A 24011-nucleotide genomic window follows, 5' to 3' on the forward strand; every position below is an offset into this window, starting at 1 on the left:
ATCTATTGATTTCAATGTCTAAACAAATTACTACTCTTACTTTTTTTAAATACCCTAAATTAAAGGACAAGATATGGGCATTTTGGATGATGCAATTTGCTCATAGCGCATTGCGCCAACAAAGTGGATTACAGTCATACAAATTATTAGGAAGTGGTAAAGAAGGTTTTAGTCCATGGCCAGATTGGAGTGTTTACGGATTATTACAAGTATGGGATTCGCATAAAGAAGCTCAAGAATTTTTTGATTCTTCTAGTCTTTATAAGAGATATGTTAATCACAGCGAGCAACAATTGACCTTTTACATGAAAAATATTAAAGCCTATGGTCAATGGTCAAAGAAAAACCCTTTTGAGCAGCATTCAGATATTGATACCAATAATCCCTACCTTACGGTAATAACAAGAGCTACTATTAAACCGCACATGCTTAAAAAGTTTTGGGATTATGTACCTATTTCTCAAAAAGGTTTAAAAGAAAATCCTAGTTTATTATTTACCGCAGGAGTAGGAGAACGCCCTTTTACACATATGGCAACATTTAGTCTGTGGGACGATGCAAGGGCTTTAAAAAAGTTTGCTTACAGAGGCAATAACCATAAACAAGCCATACAGCAAACTCAAGCATTACAGTGGTATAAAGAAGAAATGTTCTCAAGATTTCAACCATATTTGATTACAGGAAGTTGGCAAGGTTTCACGATTCCAGAACTACTATCGTTTAAAGAGACTTAAAAAAGTTCTTTATAAAGGGCCATGAAGTAAGTGACTTCATAATTCCTAATTCAGCAAGAACGCTGCTTTCTTCATCTAGAAATGCCATTATACTTTGTACACTGTTGCGCTGGTACATTTTACTAAATATCTCAGGTCCAGAAGCTTCATTCTCGTGTAAAACGCGCAGTAGAGTTTCGTCAAAAACTTCGTACTTTTTATTAGTCATTTTATAGGAAAGAGGTCTATTTTCTAGATAATTTTTTACCAATTGTCGGGCAAGTCGTTCACTATTTTTAAAACTATAACCAGTACTTGCCTTTACCCAGCCACCAGCAGTTCCAATTTTAACTACATTCTTATTTTTAAAGGGTTTAAAATCATGACTCGTCATGGGAATAATCCCTTTTTCTACCTTGCTTATCTTATAATCACTAATTTTTAAAAAGTCTGTAATATAGGTTTCAAGGTACTGATCATAAACATCGTCCTGCACCAGATTTTTAGTAAAGTAGGTATACTCCACTAGTGCCTTTCTTTTAGAAAACGGAAGTATATAAACAAAGCTAGTTGTTCCTGGATCAACCAGTTGATAATCCATTTTAGTAAATTCCTTTGGGTCAAAATAATCTTCTGGCGTTTCAATGAACCATCCTTTAAAGTGTTGCAACAGAGTAATCCCAGTTGATGGTATGACCTCTAATGGTCTACTATCTAGAACTAAATCTGATGAGATAGTTCCCTTAGCGTGATTCACATATATTTTGTCATCTTGATAATTTGGGTTTGCTTCTTGGTCTATGTTTAAAACCTTGGATTCAAGGTAGGTATAATTGGAATTTTGTTGTAATTGCGCTTTCGCGAATGCGGAAAACTTCACATTCTCTATTGATTTATATAGGTAAGGATTCATGGTAAGGGATAATTCCTCATCTCCTGTGTGAAATCTACAGTTTTTCCAACTGGCAATGATCAAGTCGTCATACTTACCAGGACCTTTTTCCCAAAAGCTCCATGTTTTTTCTTGAGTTAAAGACCCGTATGGATCAAGTATAGCCACTCTTAAATGTGGCGCATTCTCGAGCAATTGTAGTACTACATGACTACCTGCACAACCCATTCCTATAATGGCTATATCGTAATGATTATCCATAACACAATTGCAAAAATGAGTTGAACGCTATATAAATGCAGAGATATTTTTATATCTCCTTTAAGTTTGAAGAATTGTAATACATATTGCAAAGCAGCAGCGATTAAAAACCAGCAGATATAATTGAACCAGCCTGCACCGTTATTAAAATGCCAAAATCCAGCCACATCACAAATTTGCTCTAGAAAGAAATCCAAAACCACCATGAGAAAAGCACCTACAAGTGGAATCAAAAAACGTTGAGTTATATATTTTCTACTTATTTCATAAGTGATGAATGATAATAGTGCCCAGTTACTTCCAATAAGGTAGGGTATACCATCTAATTTCCAACCCATATTGACACCGTAATGGTATTCACCAAACAAATATCCTGTGTGTACACCGATCCATTCAACACTCATTCCTGTGATAAAACAGAGGCCAAAAAGCAATGCTTTTTTTACCGAATTCACTGGGAAAAACCAAACGCACAAGATGGCCAGATAAACTAGAGTAAAAGGTGATTTAGGAAAGAAAAAATCCTGATTACCCATCGCTATACCTATAAGCGCACTTATATGTATTACCCAAAGCATGATGATAGTAACAGTTTTAGGCATTTGTATTTGGGATTAAATCTGCAGTAATTTTTGCACTTAATAAACATAAAGGTATTCCGCCACCTGGATGAACCGATCCTCCTACATGGTACAAATTCCCAATCGTTTTATTAAAATTAGGATGTCTAAGGAAAGCAGCAAATTTATTATTGCTAGCTGCTCCATATAAAGCACCTCGATAACTACTCGTATTTTTTTCGATACCTTGTGGTGTAAGAACATATTCGACATCAATCAGCTCATCAATATCGATGTTAAGGCATCTTTTGATTTTTGATAGTATGTTTTTTTTAGCTTTTATTACAAGGTTTTCCCAGTTTTGCCCATAATCACCAGGTGTATTAATCATCACAAACCAATTTTCACATCCTGCAGGGGCATCTTGAGGTGATTGTTTGCTTGTTATGTTAATATATACTGTAGGATCCTCGTATAAGGATTTATTATTAAAAATAGCCTCAAATTCTGCTTTGTAATTTTCACTAAATAAAATGTTGTGAAGATCCAATTGAGGAAAGGATTTTTTAATTCCCCAGTAAAATATAAGAGCGCTACTACTGCGTTCTTGCTTTAATGTTTTTTCGGGAGCTTTAATGTCCTGTAATAATTGACGGTAAGTAGGAAATACATCCATGTTACACAATACGATATCGGCATCGTGTGTACCTTTTTCAGTGGTGACTCCAGTGACCTTACTATTGCTGTGATTGATCTTTTTTACGCTTTCGCGAAAGCGAAATTCAACACCTACTTTTTGTGCTAGTTCAAACAGAGACTGCGAGATACGATGCATACCACCTTGAGGATAATAGGTTCCTAATCCTAATTCTAAATAGGGAATCATTGACATGATTCCAGGTGTGAGATAGGGCGATGAACCATTGTAGGTCGCGTATCTATTGAATAGTTGGTTAAGTTTTGGGTTGGAAAACTTCTTGTTTTCCTGATCTAATGTGTTATTAATTCCGAGGATGGGAATTTTCAAAATAGCTTTGAGTGTTTGCTTACTGAAGTAGGTTTTTGATTTGTGTAGTGATTTTTCTAAAAATAAACTTTTTGTGCTTTCATACTTCATCTTACTATTTTGAAGGTATTTAGATAAAGTTCTTTGTTTTTCGTCAAAAATTTCAGCAGCTTTTACAGCAAAGTTTTCAAGATCAGCAGGAGCTTCAAAACTTGTTCCATCTTCCCAAAAGTAATGACACGCAGTTTTCTTTTTGATGTAATTAAAATCTACCTCTTCATTAGGAAACAATTGATGTAATTCGTCTATTAAATGAGGTAAAGTAAAAAGTGATGGTCCTAAGTCAAAACGATATTTACCTAGTTCAATAGCGTGTAATTTCCCGCCAGCGTAGTCGTTTTTTTCAAATACACTTACTTGATATCCTTTTTTCTTAAGTCGCAAGGCAGCAGCTAGGCCGGCAATTCCAGATCCTATAATGATAGCCTTTTTCATTATTTGAAATACTTGAATGGCACTACTAGCATTCCAAAATTTTCACCATCTTTTTTTCCTAGATGTTTGTGATGAATTTTGTGAGCTCTGCGTAAACCTTTAGCATATTTATTGTTTGCTTTTCTCAGCCATTTGAAGCGTTGATGTATGAATATGTCATGAACAATGAAATAGGCGATACCGTAGGCTAGAATACCAGCACTTATAGGTAGTGCCCACCATAAGTCATATTCACTATGTGCTACCTTTAAAGCAATACTTACAGCTGCATAAAAAACAAAGAAGAAATCGTTTTTTTCAAACCAGCTGTTATGTTTTTTATGATGGTGATCCTCATGTAAGTACCATAAAAATCCATGCATCACGTATTTGTGCATCCACCAAGCATTGAATTCCATAACACCGAATGTGGCCAAGAAAATGACAATCCAGAGTACTATTTCCATATAATTAAATCAAGTTCAGGCGACAACTTACATAACCTTTGGCTAATAAACCAATTTTTTCATAATTAGGAACGCGTATTCTTGTGTTTCTTATTTCTCTAGATGGAGTACGTTCTAATCTTGTAAGAAGTCTACGGTAATAAACATAAGCAGTATAAACTCCCAACTTTGCCTCTACTGGTAGTCGTTGAATTCCTCTTAATCCTGCATCAAAGTCTTCTTTAATCTCGGTTATCAATCTTGCTTTATCTTCTTCTGATAAATCGTGTAGGTTGGTATTTGGAAAATAGCTACGTTCTAGTGTATCTAAATCTGCTTTTAGATCCCTTAAGAAATTTACCTTTTGAAAGGCACTTCCCAGTCTCATAGCATCTTGTTTTAGGTCTTCATATTTGTCTTCATCACCTTTTACAAATACTTTTAAAGACATAAGTCCTACTACATCGGCACTACCATATATGTAGTTACGATATTCTTCATCAGTTAGATACACTGATTTATCAAGATCAAGGCGCATACTGTTCAAAAAAGCACCATACATATCCGGAGTAATATTGTATTTATTTACGGTCTCTTGAAAAGAATTTAAAATAGGATTTAGGCTTATTTTATCTTCAATAGCTCGTTTCACGTCTTCTTCAAAACGGTCTAATAATGTTCTCTTGTCATAATCATGGAATGTATCCACTATTTCATCAGCAAATCTTACAAATCCATAAATGTTATGAATATCTTGCCTAATAGAAGGACCTAACATTTTACTTGCTAGGGAAAATGACGTACTGTAGCGATGCGTAACGGCCTTACTACATTCTCTTGAAACTTGATCGAATAAACTTTTCATTTTATAGCGAGTATTTTTTAACCAACTGAGCGGTTAATTTTCCTGAAATTAATGATGGTGGTACTCCAGGTCCAGGAACCGTGAGCTGACCTGTAAAAAATAAGTCTTTAACTTTTTTGCTTCTTAAGTTAGGTCTCAAGAAAGCAGTTTGTAATAGTGTATTTGCCATTCCATAGGCATTTCCTTTATAACTATTGTATTGTTCTTTAAAGTCGTTAACACAAAATGACTCCTTAAATATGATGCTGTTTTTGACATTTTGATTTGTTCTCTTTTCAAACCGATCCATGATAATGTCAAAATATTGTTCACGTAAAGCAGGAGTGTCTTCTAGATCCGGAGCTAGTGGAATTAAGAAAAAACCATTTTCGCAACCATCCGGCGCTGTACTTTCATCTGTAACCGAGGTAAAGTTTGCGTAAAATAAAGGTTCTTCTGGCCATTGTGGTTGCTCATATATTTCGTTGGCATGTTTAGTAAAATCTGTATCAAAAAACAGATTGTGATGCTCAATATTTTTTAATTTTTTATCAAATCCAACATAAAATATCAGTGAGCTAGGGGCAAATGTTTTTTTATCCCAATATGATTCGCTGTACTGTCTATATTGAGGCTCTAATAAGGTTTCTGAATGATGATAATCTGCTCCTGATACGATGGTATCAAACAAATGTTTTTGATCATTAACCATGAGACCGTAGGCATGATTACTTTCATTAACAAGGATCTTTTGTACTGGAGCATTGGTTTTTATTACAACACCCAATTCTTCTGCAAGCTTTTTCATGGCTAGTATTACTTCATACATACCTCCTTTAGGATGCCAAGTACCCAGACCAAAATCGGCATGATTCATAAAGTTATAAAAGCTAGGAGTGTTACTTGGTGTCGCTCCTAAGAATAACACAGGAAACTCCAATATTGAGATTAACTTAGGGTTTTTGAATTTTTTACGTACATCCTTTGATACATTACCAACAAAAGCACCTAGCTTCCTTACTGTTTGTGGAGTTACTAATTCTAGTGGTGATTCTCCTGGACGATAAACAAGATTTTTAATGGCAATATCGTAGTTTTCACTAGCCTTATCCATAAATTCTTGAAGAGGTTGTGAACTGCCTGGCTCAATATCTTCAAAAGTGGATTTAATTTCATCTAGATTGTCAGCAATGTTGATTTTGTCATTTTCAAAATAAACAGTGTAGCCTGGATTCAATTTATCCAATTGATAATAATCAGATGGTTTTTTATCAAAGTCTGCAAAGAATCGCTCAAAGATATCTGGCATCCAGTACCAAGACGGACCGATATCAAAAGTAAAACCATCTTTTTCTAATCTTCTTGCTCTACCACCAACTGTTTCATTCTTTTCGTATATGGTTACCATATTACCTTCCTTTGCAAGGTAACAGGCGGCTGAAAGTGATGAGAAACCAGAACCTATAATTGCTATCTTTTTATTCATTAGTTATAAGTTCAGGAATTTGTTCTAATAAGTTTGTAATACCAGGAAATACAATTTGATTTTTACTTAAATCACTTGGCTTAATCTTTTGAGCTAGATGACCTAAAATCCATAATTTAACGTCGTCACCTTTAGCTACCTTTCGATCAAATTGCCTCAAAAAAGTAGGTAGTTGTTTTTCAGTAGGTTGTACCGTTATGTATGTAATATAAGTAGGTGTTATTCCTCCTTTTTTAAAGAAAGGTAGGGAATCTAGCATCATACTAGCACCTAGATATACTGTGTTGCAGCCTCTGCGTAACAGTTCATAATTTAAAAATAATAATCCTAAATCATGCATTTCATTTTCTGGTAAGAATAAAACAAAAACATGATCTGTTGCTTCAAAATGTTTGTATTGGTATTTTTCCAGATTTACCAGCACTTTTTGTTTAATTAAATGGCTTATAAAGTGCTCATGAGCAAGATTTATGGTTTTAGATTGCCACAAATAACCTAGTTCTTCAAGAAATGGAACAAATAGATTATAAAATACTCCTGTAAATCCGACTTCATCTAAAACACTCGTGTAAATACGCTGGAACATTTCTTGATCAAAATTCACCATAGCCAATTTAAGCTCCTGAATAGCATGATCATTTCTATTGTTACGTTCTGCGTATTTTCTAACTTGTGCCTCAATTTCTTCGCTGCTCAAGCTGGCAATAGTAGAAATTTTAATACCAGCGTTTCTTAGGTAACTTACGTTAAGAATTTTTTGCAACATACTTAAATCGTAGGTCCTGATATTCGTATCAGTTCTATCTGGTTCTAATAAGTTATACCTCTTTTCCCAGATTCTTATAGTATGTGATTTGATACCGCTTAGGTTTTCTAAATCTTTAATGCTGAACTTGCTCTTGATCAAAACAAAATTTGTTTAATTATAACAATGGTAAAGTTAAACAAAAATAAAATACTTCAAACAGTACTTTGTAATTTGTTTAACCTTTTATTCTATAATCAACATTAGAAATTAAAAATGGGTCAAAAAAAAATCCTTATCGTATTTGATAAGGACTTTAAGTACCCGGGATGGGACTTGAACCCACACGCAACTAGTGCACACGGCCCTCAACCGTGCCTGTCTACCAATTTCAGCACCCGGGTAGAAAAAAAGCCCTATGAAAATAGAGCTTTTGTTTTTGAAAAATCTGTGACTTGGCTGGGGTTCGAACCCAGGACCCTCACATTAAAAGTGTGATGCTCTACCAGCTGAGCTACCAAGTCATTGCGCGTTTGCGGGTGCAAATATACTACCTATTATTGATTTACAAACAACTTTTTGAATTAATTTTGAAACAAATTTGAATCCCTTTAATAATCAAGGTTTTGAGAATGAAAAAAATTTTTCTTTTAGGATACATGGGTAGCGGTAAAAGTACGATTGCCCAAAAATTAAGTCAATTAACAGGAATGGATCAAATAGATCTAGATGACTATTTAGAAAAGATGGAGCAAAAAAGTATCAATTCAATATTCCAAGAAAAAGGAGCTATATATTTTAGGAAAATAGAACGCACATATTTAACCGATTTAGCTGAATCTAGCACATATCAAATTATTTCTTTAGGTGGTGGTACTCCTTGTTATTACAACAATATGGAATACCTCAATCAATTAGGACATATTACTATCTATTTACAAGCTAGTATTCCTAGTTTGACTAGTCGATTATACAAGGAAATGAATAAACGACCGTTATTGTCCTCTATATCCGATAAAAATGAACTTATGGAGTTTATTGGAAAACATCTATTTGAACGCAGGCAGTATTATTCTAAAGCCCAGCATCAAATTAATACCGATAATAAGACAATTGATGATATTTCTCGAGAGATTGTTGCTCTATTATTTTAGTAAGACTTTACTCTCATTGGAATCAAAGAAAACTTCAACGTGTTCCTTTAAATTTGTAGATAATGAGATTCCTTTAAAATCAGCTTTTACAGGATATCTTTTATGATTACGATCCACAAGTACAGCAGTTTTCATTTTTTTGATGGGAGTGTCTAAGAAATGTTTTACACTATATATTAAGGTGGATCCACTATTTAGAACATCATCACATAAGACCACAACTTTATCTTTATATAAGTTTGAATCTAGAGAAGTAGAAATAGGAGATAGAGGATTTTTCTTATCAATTTTCACTTCACATATAGTCACTGTTCCTTGTAGTATAGAATCTAATTGAGCCTTCAAAAGTGAGGCAAATTGGAAGCCTTGCCCTTTAATTCCTGCAAGTATTATTTCATGCTCTTCATAAAAAACTTCTGCGACTTGAAAAGCGATTCGGCGAATTTTATGTTGAACTTGATCGTGTGTTAAAATTGTATTCATTTCTTTTTAAATTGTATAAACACTTCTTTGTTTTTTCTGTCTGGAACAGAGTTGTAACAAGGTTCTAATGTCTCTATTTTAAATAGTGGTTCAAATAATTTACGATATTCTTCCATTGTTCCGCCAAAAGGAGGTTCACTTCGATTCTTATCTATGGTAAATAAAACACCTGCAAGTATTCCATTGCTGTTGAGTAAATCACTCATTTTAATAGGGTAGCTTTCGCGAAAGCGTAATTCCAATGCGCATAAAAACGTTTGTTCGATAATTAAATCATAGTTACCCTGATGATTAAAGAAATCTTCTTTTATGAGTTTAAGGTTATGAGACTTTGGGAGTCTACTTTCTAAATTTAAAAGAGGTTCACTGGCTATATCAATAACGGTAATATCGCTAAATCCTATTTTATGTAGGTACTCGGCCTCGTATGAATTCCCTGCACCAGGTATTAGAATCTTTACATTTTTATTAGTGATTCCATCAACATATTCTTTAATTGGAGTTGAAATTTGACCCAAATCCCATTTTGCGGTGTTATTCAGGTACCTATCATTCCAGTATCGTTGATCTAATTCCATGTTACTCCTCTTCTTGATTAAGTAAATCAGTTAAATCACGTCTGTCTTTTTTTGTAGGTCTTCCTTCTCCTTTACGGCGGTAGTAATCTTGGCTGAGGTTAACTAAATCGCGAGCTTCAAAATTTTCCTTTGGTGTACGATCTACTCTATAAAGATCAACTAATTTGTTACCTACCCGATTAGCAGGCAGATCTATAACTTCTACTTTATATTCAATTTGATCTTTACGCAAGGTGATTAAATCTCCAGGGTAGACATCTCTAGATGGTTTTACAGCTACATCATTCACTTTTATACGACCCTTTTTTGCGGCATCAGTTGCTTTGCTCCGTGTTTTAAAGTATCGTACAGACCACAAAAATTTATCTATTCGCATAAGATGTCTTATTATCACTCGTTAACACAACAAAAATAGCGAGAAATGCTATCTTTGACCACTAATAAAAAAAGTATGATGAAAAAACTTTTAAGACTAGGCTTATTAGCTGGTTTTGTACTTGCGGTTTTTGCATGTAATAATGACGACGATGATGCAGGTATTCAAATACGAGATAGAGACGAAGTAGATCTAGAAGATCAAGCGGCGCTTTTAGATTATCTACAAACTCATTATTATAATGAAGATGATTTTGTAGCTAGCCCTACCAATGACGTTGACATCATTTTGAGAGAAATCGATGATCCTACTACTCAAACACCACTTATTAATCAGGTCGAAACTCGTACTATAGAACGAGAAGGAGTTAATTATACTTATTACTTACTTAAATTAAGAGAAGGTAATCTTAGTGATCCACAAATAACTTATGCAGATAGTGCTTTAGTGAGTTACGAAGGTAGACTATTGGATAATACTTTATTTGATGCAGCACAAAACCCAATTTGGTTTGATTTACCTAGATCTATTGAAGGTTTTGCTAGAGCAGCACAAGAATTTAAGGGTTCTCAATCGGTAACGGCAAATCCCGATGGTACTATTACCTTTGACGGTAGTGGTATAGGTGCGGTTTTTATGCCTAGTGGTATTGCCTATTTTAATAGTTCTCCTACTGGAATTCCTGCATATTCGCCTTTACTTTTTACTTTCAAAGTTCATGCTGTTAAAATCAATGATCATGATAATGATGGTATTTTATCTAGATATGAGGATCCTAATAATGATGAACTGATCACAACTACTAATGATGATACGGATAGCGACCGTATTGCTAATTTTGAGGATCGTGATGACGATGGAGATGGAGTAGGTACCATCTTTGAAAATGCAGACCCTAACGGTGATGGGAATCCTGATGATGCAGAAGATTTAGACGGTGATGGAATACCAGGCTACCTTGATGCAGACGAAGTAAATATTGATTTAGACGGTGATGGAATTCAAAATAGATTTGAAAACCCAGATCCTGACGGTAACTTTTTACCAGGTGATGCAGTAGATACTGATGGTGATGGAGTTCCTGATTATTTAGATCCAGACGATGATGGTGATGGGATCCCAACTAGTCAGGAAAATGCAGATCCTGATGGTAATACAAACCCAGATGATGCACGAGATAGTGACGGTGACGGAATACCAGATTATCTAGATGCAGACTCATAAATAGAATAAAAAAATCTACCAACAGGTAGATTTTTTTTTTTGAGTTGAGTTTGTAAAAAACACAAGTTTCAAAATTTTTCTTTTCTATTTAATCAAATTAAATAGGACAAGATGACTCATAGTTTTACTCACGAATTTTAAACTAGTAGTCATGAAAAATTTAGTCATTATTATAATCTTAATTATCTCTAATCATTCTTTGGTTAATGCCCAGGCTAACCAAAATCCGAATTCCTTGCCAATAGAAACCCCATTTTTGAAGGTTGGAGTAGGAGCGTATATTCCATCGTCAGAATTAGGGCAATTTATTGATGTGTCGCCTTCTTTTGAATTATCTCTTCAGTTTCCAAACTCAAGAAAACATCGTAGCATAGAGGCTTCATTACAATTAGTAGTACCGCAGCAAAACAACTATTTTCTTTTACAAGGTGAACAAAGAAATGAGGAAATAGAAGCCACAACTATATTAAATGCTTCACTAAGATTAAATAAGACGTTATTAAGCTATCCGTCTTCTGCATTGGATTTAGGATTTGGAATGGGGATGGCTTCAATCTTTTTAGATCCTGTTACTAATAGCGCTGCACAAGAGCTTGATTACAGCAGTATAAATTCCTTTTTAGCACTCAGTTCTTTAAGTTATAACTTTGAGTTTAAGGATTCGAGTGTTTTGTTTATATCCATAGATTTACAATATACACCCTTTAAAATGGAGCGTGGAATAACAAAAAATTTGACATCTTGGACTTTAATGCCTAAAGTTGCTTATAGGTTTTAAAAAGAAAAACTGTATCTAAAAGTAAGTACTATTAGATACAGTTTTATAATAGTGTTAATTACAATTACTTGCGCTTAATTACCTGTTGAGCTTTGGCTGCGATATTTGCAGCATTTAAGCCATATTTTTCAAGTAATTGAGCAGGAGTTCCACTTTCTCCAAAGGTGTCTTGAGTAGCAACAAATTCTTGTGGTGTAGGATGGTGCTGTGCAAGTGTGCGTGCAACACTTTCTCCTAGTCCACCTAGATAATTGTGTTCTTCTGCTGTTACGATACAACCTGTTTTCTTTACTGAATCTAAAATAGCTTTTTCATCTAAAGGTTTAATGGTGTGAATATTAATCACCTCGGCAGATATACCTTTTTCATTTAATTCTTTAGCAGCTTCTAGAGCTTCCCAAACTAAATGTCCAGTTGCCACTATAGTGACATCTTTTCCATCTTGTAAATGAACAGCTTTTCCAATTTCAAAACTTCCATTTTCTGGAGTAAAATTAGCTACTTTAGGTCGTCCAAACCTAAGGTAAACAGGTCCATGATGATCTGCGATAGCAATCGTTGCCGCCTTTGTCTGATTGTAATCACAAGTGTTTATTACAGTCATTCCTGGAAGCATTTTCATAAGACCGATATCTTCAAGAATTTGGTGTGTAGCACCATCTTCTCCTAGTGTAAGACCAGAGTGTGATGCACAAATTTTTACATTCTTATCAGAATAAGCGATGCTTTGTCTGATTTGGTCATAAACACGACCCGTTGAAAAGTTAGCAAATGTTCCTGTAAAAGGAATTTTGCCACCTATTGTTAAACCAGCAGCGATACCCATCATATTGGCTTCTGCAATTCCTACTTGGTAGAAACGGTCTGGGTGCTGATTTGCAAATTCATTCATTTTCAATGATCCTGTAAGATCGGCGCAAAGAGCCACTACATTCTCATTTTTATTTCCTAGTTCAGTAAGACCAGCTCCAAAACCTGATCTCGTGTCCTTATTTCCTGTGTTTTCGTAAACTTTCATAATGGTGAACAGATTTTGATTAGTAATCTCCTAAAGTTTCTGGGTTTTGAGCAAGAGCACTTTCTAATTGCTCATCATTAGGTGCTACACCATGCCATTTGTGTGATCCCATCATAAAATCTACACCATTACCCATTTCAGTGTGAAGCAGGATGCATATAGGTTTACGCTTTCGCGAAAGCGAAATAGCCTCACGTACTCCATTTACCACAGCTTCAATATCATTTCCTTTTTCGATGGTAAGTACTTCCCAACCAAAAGCCTCAAATTTATTTTTCAGATCACCTAGTGATAATACAGCATCTGTAGAGCCATCAATTTGTTGACCATTTACATCGATTGTAGCGATTAAATTGTCTACATTATTTGCACTAGCGTACATGGCAGCTTCCCAAATTTGACCTTCTTGAAGTTCGCCATCACCATGCAAACTGAAAACGGTTTTGTCATCGTTATTCAATTTTTTTGCAAGAGCAGCACCTATAGCTACACTCATTCCTTGTCCTAGTGAACCACTAGCAATGCGTATACCTGGTAGACCTTCATGAGTGGTAGGATGTCCTTGTAGGCGAGTGTTTAGTTTTCTAAAAGTATTTAACTCTTCTACAGGGAAATATCCAGCTCTCGCAAGGACACTGTAGTAAACGGGAGATATGTGCCCGTTTGATAAGAAAAATAAATCTTCATTAACTCCATCCATACTAAAATCTGGATTGTGATCCATGATCTCATTATAGAGAGTAACGATAAACTCTGCACAGCCTAGGGATCCACCTGGGTGACCACTGTTTACTGCATGAACCTGTCGTACGATGTCGCGGCGTACTTGGGTTACGATGTCTTTTAATTGCTGTATATCAGCCATTTTAATTGTTTAATTTGATGATACTGCAAAAGTACGTTTCTAATCTTCCTTTTTACGAATTTTGCACAGTCAATTATTAACGAGTAGCAAACAATTTAATAGAATCCTGGAAAGTTAAAGACTTGATTATTTTTTTAAATGGTCTTTAACTTAGATGAATTGAATTAACTAGTCGTATAAATCACGTTAAAACCTATCTTTGCCACGCATGAAATTTGACTTATTACATAACGATCCTAACAGCCAGGCTAGGGCTGGTGTAGTTCACACTGACCATGGTGCAATTGAAACGCCCATATTTATGCCTGTAGGAACCCTTGCAACGGTAAAGGGTTTACATCAAAATGAACTTAAAGATGTGGTTAATCCAGATATAATTCTGGCAAATACCTACCACTTGTATTTGCGACCAGGAACTGAAATTCTCGAAAAGGCCGGTGGTGTTCATAAATTTATGAATTGGGATAGACCAGTTCTTACAGATTCTGGTGGTTATCAAGTTTATTCCTTGAGTGCAAATAGAAAAATTAAAGAAGCTGGTGTGAAATTTAAATCACACATCGATGGTTCTTACCACTTCTTTACACCGGAAAGCGCTATGGATATTCAACGTACCATTGGTGCAGACATCATTATGGCATTTGATGAATGTACTCCTTATCCATGCGATTACAATTATGCTCGTCGATCCATGCACATGACCCATCGATGGTTAAAAAGATGTATCGATCATTTTCACAATACTCCTAGTAAATATGGTTATAACCAAACCTTATTTCCTATTGTACAAGGTAGTACGTATAAAGATTTAAGAGCTCAAAGTGCTGAATTTATTGCCAATGCTGATCAACCAGGTAATGCAATAGGTGGTTTGTCAGTAGGTGAACCAGCTGAAGAAATGTATGCTATGACCGAGGTGGTAACAGCTATTCTTCCAAAAGATAAACCGCGTTACCTAATGGGTGTAGGTACTCCTATAAATTTATTGGAAAATGTGGCACTAGGTGTAGATATGTTTGACTGTGTAATGCCTACTCGTAATGCACGAAATGGTATGATTTTTACAGTCAATGGTACCATGAATGTAAAAAATAAAAAGTGGGCCGATGATTTCTCACCACTAGATGAGCACGGTACTGCTTGGGTAGATCAATATTATAGCAAGGCATACGTAAGACATCTTTTTACCGTTAACGAAATGTTAGGTAAACAAATATGTACCTTGCACAATCTTACTTTTTATCTATGGCTTATGCGTGAGGCGAGAAAACACATACTTGCTGGTGATTTTAGAACCTGGAAGGATAAAATGGTAAAACAAATGGACAATAGATTATAGTATTGAATATTTTAGATAAATACATATTAAAAAGGTATTTAGGTTCATTTATCCTGCTGTTATCGTTATTCCTACCGATAATGGTTACAGTGCACCTTGCAGAAAAAGTGGGAAAGATACTTAGTAAAAATGCACCACTTGACGAGACCTTGTGGTACCTTCTGGATTTTACTATTTACTTTTCAAATTTTTTATTTCCTTTATTTCTGTTTATTTCTACGATGTTTTTTACATCAAAATTGGCTAATAACACAGAAGTTATTGCATTTTTAAGTTCTGGAGTTTCATTCAATAGATTCCTTAAGCCATACATAATTGGTGCAACGATAGTTTGTACAGGGGCCTTGTTGTTTAGTTCTTTTTTGGTTCCTAATGCCGCTCAAGGATTTAATGAATATCAATACAAGTACTTTAAACGAACAGATAGTCAAAAAACATCTGATGTTTATCGTCAAATTAATGATAATGAGTACATCTATGTGAGTAATTACCAGCCTTCAAGAAAAAAGGGCTACAATTTCACCCTAGAACATTTTGAAGCTGATTCACTTAAATTTAAAATCTCGGCTAGTAGTATTCAGTTTAACGACACTTCCTATACGCTCACAAGTTTTAAAAAACGTATTATTCTTGAAAACAGTGAAAAAATCGAACAATACGGTAAGTACGACACTCTTTTACCTTTTGAAATCGATGAACTTACACCAGTAGAATACGTAGCCGAAACTAAAAATTTCTGGGAACTGAATGAATTTATAAAACAAGAAGAAAAACGAGGTAACGCTAACATGAACTTATACTATGTAGAAAAGTACAAGCGTACCAGCATTCCTGTAAGCGCCTTTATTTTTACTCTTATAGCAGTTGCAGTAAGTAGCGTAAAAAAACGTGGAGGAATGGGAATGAATCTTGCCATAGGTTTAGTAATCGCCATGACCTACGTATTTCTAGACAAAGTTTTTGGAACCATTGCAGAGAAAAGCACATTTAATCCGTGGTTTGCAGTGTGGTTTCCAAATATATTTTTTGCAATTGTAGCTATATTTTTATTGCGTAATGCCAGACGATAGAGTAGTTAATTATCTCCATTTACACCTCATTGTTTTTATTTGGGGTTTTACCGCTGTTTTAGGAGCTCTTATAAGTATTGATTCCATTCCTTTGGTTTGGTACCGTATGTTGCTAGCGGTGATTTTTATTTTTATCTATATAAAGATCAAAGGGATCTCGTTACTAGGAGATGGAGTTAATACGCTTTCGCGAAAGCGTATTCTATCATTTTGCTTGGCAGGTTGTGTAATAGCCTTACACTGGGTTACTTTTTTTGGTGCCATAAAAGTTTCTAATGTGTCCATCTGTTTGGCAATGATGAGTACAGGAGCCTTTTTCACGGCCTTGTTAGAACCTCTTTTTACACCTAAAAAATTTGTTGGCTACGAATTAATTTTCGGGATTATTATTATTGGAGCACTATATTACATATTCACGGTAGAAAGTAATTATGTAGAAGGGATCTTGCTAGGATTGACAAGTGCACTGTTAAGCGCTGTATTCAGTATTATGAATGTAAGTTGGGCCAAAGTTTATAATCCAACCGTTATTTCTTTTTATGAACTGGCCAGTGGTGTCGTTCTACTCTCTTTATTTTTCTTGATATTACCAGTAGATTTTGTAGCTCCAGTAGCATTGTCTATTTACGATTGGTTATGGTTGGGAATTCTAGCTTCCGTGTGCACAGCCTATGCCTTTATTGCCAGCGTTAAAGTAATGAAAGTATTAAGTGCTTATACGGTGATGCTTACCATTAACCTAGAACCGGTTTACGGAATTTTACTTGCCTATTTTATTTTCAAAGAGCAAGAGCAAATGACTCCAGAATTTTATTTAGGTGCTGTAGTAATTCTACTTGTTATTATAGCAAATGGTATCATAAAGACAAGACTTAAAAAGAAGCAAATAAGTAAATAAAACTTCCTAGTGTTGTTTAATATTTGACATCTTTATAAGTGTTTTTAAAAACCGATATAGTCTTGAATTATCTATTAAAGACTTTTTCAGGGTTTTACAACCGTTCCCAAATCCAAAAAACTCATCGTTATTCACTTTAAGTTTTACTACATTTGTTTTTCGAATTATAAAGTCCAAAAGGATAATGGAATATTTAGATTTTGAATTACCGATTAAGGAACTAGAAGACAAGTACAAGCAAACACTTGAGATAGGAGAAGGAAGTGAGGTTGATGTGACTGATACGGTTAAAAAAATAGAAAAAAAGATTAAGGCCACTCGTAAAGAAATTTACAAAAACCTAAGCCCGTGGCAACGTGTTCAAATATCACGTCACCCTAATCGCCCTTATACACTCGATTATATTAAAGCCATTTGCGGTGATACCTGGTTAGAACTTCATGGAGATCGTAATGTAAAGGATGATAAAGCCATGATTGGTGGTCTAGGTAAAATAGGAGACCAGTCCTATATGTTTATAGGTCAACAAAAGGGTTATAATACTAAAACAAGACAGTACCGCAACTTTGGAATGGCAAATCCTGAAGGTTATAGAAAAGCGTTACGTTTAATGAAAAGTGCCGAGAAATTCGGGATTCCTGTAGTGGCATTAATCGATACTCCAGGTGCTTATCCAGGTCTTGAAGCAGAAGAACGTGGTCAAGGTGAGGCAATTGCACGCAATATCCTTGAAATGACGCGACTTAAAGTGCCTATTATTGTAATGATTATAGGAGAAGGAGCAAGTGGTGGAGCACTAGGAATAGGAGTAGGAGATAGAGTTGTGATGCTAGAAAACACCTGGTATTCCGTTATTTCACCAGAAAGTTGTTCATCAATCTTATGGCGCAGTTGGGAGTATAAAGAACAAGCTGCCGAGGCTCTTAAACTTACCAGTACCGACATGAAAAAGATGAAGCTTGTAGATGAGGTACTTAAAGAACCTCTAGGTGGTGCACACCGAGATCGTGATGCTATCTTCAAATCGGTTGCAGACTGTATAACGAGACATTACACAGAATTAAAAGAATTAGAATCCAGTAAACTTGTAGAGCAGCGTATGGATAAATATGCTGATATGGGTGTGTATAAAGGATAATTCTTAACTCATAAATATTAGGCGCTTTTATGAAAATAAAGGCGTCTTTTTTTGCGCTTTTTTTCAATAAAGAAGTTATCAACGACAAATAGTAATATAGAAAAATGACAATTTTTTTTGAGCTAGTGTAAACTTCCTATTTAACAAAATTTTTTGTACCTTATTAACAGGTTATTAAATGCTTTTTAAACACGATTGTTAGTTAATGGTGAATAGACTAGCTAGTATAAACCTACTTTAAAAACTACCTTTGAAAACTATGGAAAAAATACAAGTACGTTCTAATAAAATCTCTGGAAACAGTCCGGTTATTGCCCTTGAAAAAGGTAAGATACCACCACAAGCTGTTGATTTAGAACGTGTTGTGCTAGGTGCGTTGATGATTGATGGTAAAGGTGTAGATGAGGTAATTGACCTGCTTTCACCAGAGGTTTTTTACCAAAAAAGCCATCAACACATCTTTGAAGCGATTGATATTCTTTTCAAAGAAGGTAAACCTATTGACTTATTAACCGTAAGCAGTCAATTACGCAAGCAAGAACGTATTGAAGCAGTTGGTGGTGATCATTATTTGGTGCAATTAAGTCAATTAGTGAGCTCAACAGCGCACATTGAATATCATGCCCGTATTATCCTACAGAAACATATTCAAAGGCAGCTTATTTCGATTTCTTCAGAAATTATTGAAGATGCCTATGAAGAATCTACCGATGTATTTGACTTGCTGGATACTGCCGAATCTAAATTATATGAGGTCACCCAAGGTAATATTAGAAAAAGTACCGAGACCGCAATGGATCTCGTACGACAGGCAAAACAAAAAATAGAAGAAATTGCAAACCGCGATGGATTAAGTGGAATTCCTACAGGATTTACTGATCTGGACAAACTAACCAGTGGTTGGCAACCTAGTGATTTAATTATTATCGCAGCACGTCCAGGTATGGGTAAAACAGCCTTTACTTTAAGTATGGCTCGTAATATTGCGATTGGGTCTAATACTCCTGTAGCTTTCTTTTCTTTAGAGATGAGCTCGGTACAGCTTATTACACGTCTTATTTCTGCCGAAACTGGATTAAGTTCAGAAAAGCTACGTACTGGTAAATTAGAAAGCTATGAATGGGAACAACTTAATGTAAAGGTTAAAGATCTAGAACAAGCTCCTATTTATATTGATGACACTCCATCGTTATCCATTTTTGACCTTAGAGCAAAATGTCGCCGTCTAGCATCACAATACGGTATCAAGCTTATCATGATTGATTACTTGCAATTAATGACCGCACAAACAAACAGTAAAGGTGGTAATCGTGAGCAAGAGATATCAACTATTTCTCGTAACCTTAAAGCCCTGGCCAAAGAACTTAACGTGCCTGTAATTGCATTGTCACAGTTATCTCGTGCGGTTGAATCTCGTGGTGGTACTAAACGACCATTACTTTCAGACCTTAGGGAATCTGGAGCCATCGAGCAAGATGCCGATATCGTTTCTTTCATTTATAGACCCGAGTATTATGGTCTAGAAGAATGGGATGATGATGATCGTGGACCTACTAAAGACCAAGGTGAATTTATTGTAGCAAAACACCGTAATGGTGCTACAGATAGCATACGATTGAAATTCTTAGGTAAATTTGGTAAGTTCGATAACTTGGACGATTTTTTCTCATCACCACAGGAAATTGGTTCCAAAATGAATGCAGCAAATGACGATACATTTAAATCTGATAATGCAGGAATAAGACCTTCCAATCCAGGAGATGCTTTTGGAATTGATAATGACGATCTAGCTTTTTAGAAATTACAATTCATTTCTCGTATCCTATTTGTATTTTAGTACCAGTTGAGAGATTTCGGCATGGATTATGAATCTGTGCTCATGCGGCACGATAGAGTTTAGTTTAATTACGCTTTCGCGAAAGCGTACACTAAAAATTCCATCATGCCATGACGAGTTCTCCAATCTTAAACTAGAATAGGTTACCATGATTAAAAATTATATAAGTTGTATTCTTTTATGCCTAATTGGGCTGTTTTCTCATGCGCAATATGTTCTGGTTCCCATGGATGCCGATACTCAAAAAGATCATTTAAAAGCCTATGGAACGGCTTATTGGGTGCTTGAACAAGGTATAAAAGTTAAATGGTTACTCAATTATAGAGGTGGTTCCTTCTTAATGCCAGAAACTGATGCAATAAAAAAAGAACTTACTATACGTGGGGTAAGTTACGAACCGTTAAATGAACGCGAGACAGCACAAATTCTTGAATTCATTGCTAGCCCGTCGCAAAATATGCAAGAAGTGGTGCTAGAGAAGGCGCCGAAAATTGCAGTATATACTCCTACAGGAAAACAGCCTTGGGATGATGCGGTTACCATGGTACTTACTTATGCCGAAATTCCATATACCAAGGTCTATGATAAAGAAGTTTTAAATGATGAATTGTTATTGTATGACTGGTTGCACTTACATCATGAGGATTTTACAGGACAGTATGGTAAATTTTATCGCAGTTTTAGAACTGCGCCGTGGTACATTCAAGAAAAGAAGGAAGCAGAAGAACTGGCTGCAGAGTTGGGATATAACAAAGTAAGTGAGGCAAAACTAGCCGTAGCAAAAAAGATCAGAGATTATGTAATAGGTGGTGGTTTTATGTTTGCCATGTGCAGTGCTACAGATAGCTTTGATATAGCGCTAGCAGCAGAAGATGTTGATATTTGCGAACCTATGTTTGATGGTGATGCTAGTGAACCAGATTACCAGTCAAAGATTGATTTCAATAAAACTTTTGCTTTTACTGATTTTTTACTGGAACGTTCTCCCATGGTTTATGAGTTCAGTAGTATAGATATGACTACTAAACGTAAGGTAGCAAAGGAGTTGGACTATTTTACTTTGATGGATTTTAGCGCCAAATGGGATCCTATTCCAACCATGCTCAATCAAAATCATACTTCGCTAGTAAAAGGATTTATGGGGCAAACTACTAGTTACTCAAGAGAAGAAGTAAAAAAGAACGTATTAGTTCTCGCTGAAAATAGATCAAACGGCGAGGCTAAATACTTACACGGAATACGTGGTAAAGGCTTTTTCACCTTTTATGGTGGTCACGATCCAGAAGATTACCAGCATAGAGTAGGAGATCCACCTACAGAATTAAAACTTCACCCTACATCACCGGGCTATCGTTTGATTTTAAACAACATTTTATTTCCTGCAGCTAGAAAGCAAAAGCAGAAGACTTAATTTATAAAGTTGTAGTGGAATGGAAATAAAAAAAGCCTGTTTGTACACTTACAAACAGGCTTTATAACATTAGGTTGTTTTATTTTAACCTATGATACTGTTTAATGTAGCGCTAGGGCGCATTGCTGCTGATTCTTTTGCAGCATCTGGACGATAATATCCTCCAATATCCATAGCAACACCTTGCGCATCAATCAATTCTTTATTGATTACCTCTTCATTATCAGATAATTCCTTAGCTAGTGAACTGAATTGTGTACTTAGTTCTTCATCTTGATTTTGAGAAGCTAATTCTTGGGCCCAATACAGGGCTAGATAAAAATGAGAACCACGGTTATCTAACTCATTAACCTTTCTTGAAGGAGATTTTTTGTTAGTTAAGAACTTCTCTGTTGCGCGATCCAAGGAATCTGCAAGAATCTGAGCTTTCTTATTATCGTATTTCTCAGCTAGATGTTCCAGAGAAACTGCAAGAGCTAGAAACTCGCCTAAAGAGTCCCATCTTAAGTGATTTTCTTTTTCAAACTGCTGCACGTGTTTTGGAGCAGATCCACCAGCGCCAGTTTCGAATAGTCCACCACCGTTCATTAATGGAACAATAGATAGCATTTTGGCACTTGTGCCCAATTCTAGGATAGGGAATAAGTCTGTATTGTAATCTCTAAGTACGTTACCGGTAACCGAGATGGTGTTTAAACCATCCTTCATTCTAGCTAGCGTACGTTTTGTAGCTTCAACTGGTGAAGCGATTGAAATGTCCAAGCCTTCTGTATCATGATCCTTAAGGTACGTATTTACCTTTTTGATTAGTTCAGCATCGTGTGCTCTATTCTCGTCTAACCAGAAAATAGCAGGGTCATTAGTTGCTCTGGCTCTAGAAACTGCCAGTTTAACCCAATCTTGAATAGGAGCATCCTTAGTTTGACAAGCTCTCCATATATCACCTTCTTCTACATCGTGTTCTATAATGACAGTACCATTTTCAGAAACTACTTGCACTTTACCGTTTGCTTGTATTTCAAATGTTTTATCGTGTGAACCATATTCTTCGGCTTTTTGAGCCATCAGACCTACATTAGGAACCGTACCCATGGTAGTAGGATCAAATGCACCATGTTCTTTACAAAACTGGATAGTCTCCTGATAGATTCCAGCATATGAACTATCTGGAATCACCGCTTTGGTATCTTGAGTTTCTCCTGACTTGTTCCACATTTGTCCAGATGTACGTATCATTGCTGGCATTGAGGCATCAATAATTACATCACTAGGTACATGTAAATTAGTAATTCCTTTATCGCTATTTACCATTGCGATATCAGGACGTTGCTCGTATACTTTTTCAATTTCCTTTTCAATAGCAGTTTGAACATCGCCTGGTAATTGATCTAATTTTGATAATAAATCACCAAACCCATTATTCACATCTACACCAGCCTGCTCTAATTCGGTACCAAATTTTTCAAATACTGGAGCAAAGAATGTGCGCACCGCATGGCCAAAAATGATAGGATCAGAAACCTTCATCATCGTTGCTTTCATATGCAGTGAAAAAAGTACGCCTTGTCTTTTGGCATCTTCAATTTGTTCTTTTAAGAAAGATAAAAGAGCATTCTTACTCATGTAAGTAGCGTCTAGTATTTCTCCTTTTTGAAGATTTAAACCACTTTTAAGAACTTCAGTTTCTCCATCATTTTTTACTAATTGAATGGAAACCGAAGTAGATTCTTCAAAGGTGTGAGATTTCTCGTTGTGCGCAAAATCACCTGCTGACATAGTTGCAACATGTGATTTTGAATCAGAACTCCATGCACCCATAGAGTGTGGATTGTTCTTTGCGTATTGCTTCACCGGTTTAGGAGCGCGACGATCAGAGTTACCTTCACGTAAAACAGGATTTACTGCACTACCTTTAATCTTATTATAACGTTTTTGAATTTCTTTTTCCTCCTCGGTTTGAGGATCTTCAGGGTAATCAGGTAGGTTATAACCTAGTGCTTGTAATTCTGCAATAGCAGCAGTCAATTGTGGTATTGATGCGCTTATATTAGGTAATTTTATAACATTGGCGTCTGGTTGCTTTACAAGTTCACCTAGCTGTGCGAGAGCATCTTCTTGTTTTTGATCTTCAGTTAGGTTTTCTGGGAAAGTAGCAATAATTCTTCCAGCTAGAGAAATATCTGCTGTATCAATATCGATACCTGCTGGAGCAATAAATTTTTTAATGATTGGTAAAAAAGAAGCGGTTGCTAGTGCTGGTGCTTCATCCGTTTTTGTATAGATAATTTTAGGTAAATCTGCCATTGTAATTATTCTGTTTTTTAGAGTAATAAACAAGTATTTAAGCTTGTAAAAAAGAATTGCAAATATAAGTAATAGCAGTGATTTCTTATAGTACAATTAACGCATTACTCG

General features: G+C 35.5%; 24 protein-coding genes and 2 tRNA genes. 10 read left to right on the forward strand and 16 right to left on the reverse strand.

All coding sequences use genetic code 11. The annotated features are described in order from the left end of the window. The first annotated feature begins 14 nt into the window (after positions 1–14). Positions 15–734, forward strand: a complete 720-nt coding sequence (locus tag AAT17_RS12190; RefSeq protein ID WP_060524683.1) for a hypothetical protein — start codon at positions 15–17, stop codon at positions 732–734. Here AAT17_RS12190 and AAT17_RS12195 read toward each other — a convergent pair. The 9 genes from AAT17_RS12195 to AAT17_RS12235 form a co-directional block, all read right to left on the reverse strand. Then, positions 721–1866: a lycopene cyclase family protein gene (locus tag AAT17_RS12195; RefSeq protein ID WP_060524684.1), complete on the reverse strand. Its 1146-nt coding sequence runs from the start codon at positions 1864–1866 to the stop codon at positions 721–723. The genes AAT17_RS12190 and AAT17_RS12195 overlap by 14 nt on opposite strands. Beyond that, positions 1845–2468 (reverse strand): carotenoid biosynthesis protein, encoded by a 624-nt coding sequence (locus tag AAT17_RS12200; protein ID WP_060524685.1) that lies wholly within the window; start codon positions 2466–2468, stop codon positions 1845–1847. The genes AAT17_RS12195 and AAT17_RS12200 overlap by 22 nt, the downstream gene beginning before the upstream one ends. Further along, positions 2461–3927, reverse strand: coding sequence for a 1-hydroxycarotenoid 3,4-desaturase CrtD (gene crtD / locus AAT17_RS12205; RefSeq protein ID WP_060524687.1), 1467 nt, complete (start codon positions 3925–3927; stop codon positions 2461–2463). The genes AAT17_RS12200 and crtD overlap by 8 nt, the downstream gene beginning before the upstream one ends. After that, positions 3927–4373 carry a sterol desaturase family protein gene (locus AAT17_RS12210; protein WP_042279423.1) on the reverse strand — a complete coding sequence of 149 codons (447 nt, stop codon included), beginning with the start codon at positions 4371–4373 and terminating at the stop codon, positions 3927–3929. Before AAT17_RS12210 ends, crtD begins: the two co-directional genes overlap by 1 nt. A gap of 4 nt (positions 4374–4377) precedes the next feature. Continuing rightward, positions 4378–5217 (reverse strand): phytoene/squalene synthase family protein, encoded by an 840-nt coding sequence (locus AAT17_RS12215; protein WP_060524690.1) that lies wholly within the window; start codon positions 5215–5217, stop codon positions 4378–4380. Position 5218: 1 nt separating this feature from the next. Continuing rightward, a complete protein-coding gene (locus tag AAT17_RS12220) occupies positions 5219–6682 on the reverse strand; it encodes an NAD(P)/FAD-dependent oxidoreductase (protein ID WP_060524693.1) in 1464 nt (487 codons plus the stop codon). Continuing rightward, positions 6675–7589 carry a MerR family transcriptional regulator gene (locus AAT17_RS12225; RefSeq protein ID WP_042279416.1) on the reverse strand — a complete coding sequence of 305 codons (915 nt, stop codon included), beginning with the start codon at positions 7587–7589 and terminating at the stop codon, positions 6675–6677. The genes AAT17_RS12220 and AAT17_RS12225 overlap by 8 nt, the downstream gene beginning before the upstream one ends. A 159-nt stretch (positions 7590–7748) precedes the next feature. Next, a tRNA-Leu gene (locus AAT17_RS12230) sits at positions 7749–7831 on the reverse strand. 47 nt (positions 7832–7878) lie between these two features. Beyond that, positions 7879–7951 (reverse strand) — tRNA-Lys (locus tag AAT17_RS12235). A gap of 108 nt (positions 7952–8059) precedes the next feature. Here AAT17_RS12235 and AAT17_RS12240 point away from each other — a divergent pair. After that, complete coding sequence (locus AAT17_RS12240; protein ID WP_060524695.1) at positions 8060–8581, forward strand: shikimate kinase; 522 nt, start codon at positions 8060–8062, stop codon at positions 8579–8581. Here the strand turns inward: AAT17_RS12240 and AAT17_RS12245 are convergent. From AAT17_RS12245 to AAT17_RS12255, 3 genes are read right to left on the reverse strand one after another with little or no spacing between them, the layout of a single operon-like run. Continuing rightward, positions 8573–9064 (reverse strand): phosphoribosyltransferase family protein, encoded by a 492-nt coding sequence (locus tag AAT17_RS12245; protein ID WP_060524697.1) that lies wholly within the window; start codon positions 9062–9064, stop codon positions 8573–8575. The two genes, AAT17_RS12240 and AAT17_RS12245, sit on opposite strands and share 9 nt — an antisense overlap. Further along, positions 9061–9642 (reverse strand): SAM-dependent methyltransferase, encoded by a 582-nt coding sequence (locus tag AAT17_RS12250; protein ID WP_060524699.1) that lies wholly within the window; start codon positions 9640–9642, stop codon positions 9061–9063. Before AAT17_RS12250 ends, AAT17_RS12245 begins: the two co-directional genes overlap by 4 nt. 1 nt (position 9643) lies before the next feature. Next, the gene (locus tag AAT17_RS12255) at positions 9644–10018 is read right to left on the reverse strand and encodes an RNA-binding S4 domain-containing protein (RefSeq protein ID WP_060524701.1); all 375 of its coding nucleotides are present in this window, start codon (positions 10016–10018) and stop codon (positions 9644–9646) included. Between the two features lie 75 nt (positions 10019–10093). Here AAT17_RS12255 and AAT17_RS12260 point away from each other — a divergent pair, with 75 nt between their 5' ends. Together AAT17_RS12260 and AAT17_RS12265 are read left to right on the forward strand one after the other, a co-directional pair. Beyond that, the gene (locus AAT17_RS12260; protein WP_253279769.1) at positions 10094–11242 is read left to right on the forward strand and encodes an FKBP-type peptidyl-prolyl cis-trans isomerase; all 1149 of its coding nucleotides are present in this window, start codon (positions 10094–10096) and stop codon (positions 11240–11242) included. Positions 11243–11393: 151 nt separating this feature from the next. Beyond that, on the forward strand, positions 11394–12020 hold the full coding sequence (locus AAT17_RS12265) for a hypothetical protein (protein ID WP_060524705.1): 627 nt from the start codon (positions 11394–11396) through the stop codon (positions 12018–12020). Between the two features lie 64 nt (positions 12021–12084). Here AAT17_RS12265 and AAT17_RS12270 read toward each other — a convergent pair whose 3' ends face one another. Both AAT17_RS12270 and AAT17_RS12275 read right to left on the reverse strand, forming a co-directional pair. Continuing rightward, positions 12085–13038, reverse strand: coding sequence for a transketolase family protein (locus AAT17_RS12270; protein WP_060524707.1), 954 nt, complete (start codon positions 13036–13038; stop codon positions 12085–12087). A 19-nt stretch (positions 13039–13057) separates the two neighbouring features. Next, the gene (locus AAT17_RS12275; protein ID WP_060524709.1) at positions 13058–13903 is read right to left on the reverse strand and encodes a transketolase; all 846 of its coding nucleotides are present in this window, start codon (positions 13901–13903) and stop codon (positions 13058–13060) included. Between the two features lie 208 nt (positions 13904–14111). On the opposite strand from AAT17_RS12275, the gene tgt reads away from it, so the two are divergent. The 5 genes from tgt (at position 14112) to dnaB (ending at position 20146) form a co-directional block, all read left to right on the forward strand. Then, positions 14112–15242, forward strand: coding sequence for a tRNA guanosine(34) transglycosylase Tgt (gene tgt / locus AAT17_RS12280; protein ID WP_042279403.1), 1131 nt, complete (start codon positions 14112–14114; stop codon positions 15240–15242). A gap of 2 nt (positions 15243–15244) precedes the next feature. Continuing rightward, entirely contained in the window at positions 15245–16312 is a 1068-nt protein-coding gene (locus AAT17_RS12285) for an LptF/LptG family permease (RefSeq protein WP_060524710.1), read from the forward strand. Further along, positions 16299–17210, forward strand: coding sequence for a DMT family transporter (locus AAT17_RS12290; protein ID WP_060524712.1), 912 nt, complete (start codon positions 16299–16301; stop codon positions 17208–17210). The genes AAT17_RS12285 and AAT17_RS12290 overlap by 14 nt, the downstream gene beginning before the upstream one ends. 184 nt (positions 17211–17394) lie before the next feature. Beyond that, the gene (locus tag AAT17_RS12295; protein ID WP_060524714.1) at positions 17395–18348 is read left to right on the forward strand and encodes an acetyl-CoA carboxylase carboxyltransferase subunit alpha; all 954 of its coding nucleotides are present in this window, start codon (positions 17395–17397) and stop codon (positions 18346–18348) included. 259 nt (positions 18349–18607) lie between these two features. Next, positions 18608–20146: a replicative DNA helicase gene (gene dnaB, locus AAT17_RS12300; protein WP_042279399.1), complete on the forward strand. Its 1539-nt coding sequence runs from the start codon at positions 18608–18610 to the stop codon at positions 20144–20146. Between the two features lie 24 nt (positions 20147–20170). Here dnaB and AAT17_RS13365 read toward each other — a convergent pair whose 3' ends face one another. Beyond that, on the reverse strand, positions 20171–20335 hold the full coding sequence (locus AAT17_RS13365; protein WP_157539281.1) for a hypothetical protein: 165 nt from the start codon (positions 20333–20335) through the stop codon (positions 20171–20173). Positions 20336–20411: 76 nt separating this feature from the next. Here AAT17_RS13365 and AAT17_RS12305 point away from each other — a divergent pair, with 76 nt between their 5' ends. Beyond that, positions 20412–21596 carry a hypothetical protein gene (locus AAT17_RS12305; RefSeq protein WP_060524716.1) on the forward strand — a complete coding sequence of 395 codons (1185 nt, stop codon included), beginning with the start codon at positions 20412–20414 and terminating at the stop codon, positions 21594–21596. An 84-nt stretch (positions 21597–21680) separates the two neighbouring features. Here AAT17_RS12305 and AAT17_RS12310 read toward each other — a convergent pair whose 3' ends face one another. After that, positions 21681–23900, reverse strand: a complete 2220-nt coding sequence (locus tag AAT17_RS12310; RefSeq protein WP_060525098.1) for an NADP-dependent isocitrate dehydrogenase — start codon at positions 23898–23900, stop codon at positions 21681–21683. Positions 23901–24011 lie beyond the last annotated feature (111 nt).

Source organism: Nonlabens sp. MIC269 (assembly GCF_001430865.1).
GTDB classification, from domain to species: Bacteria; Bacteroidota; Bacteroidia; order Flavobacteriales; family Flavobacteriaceae; genus Nonlabens; species Nonlabens tegetincola.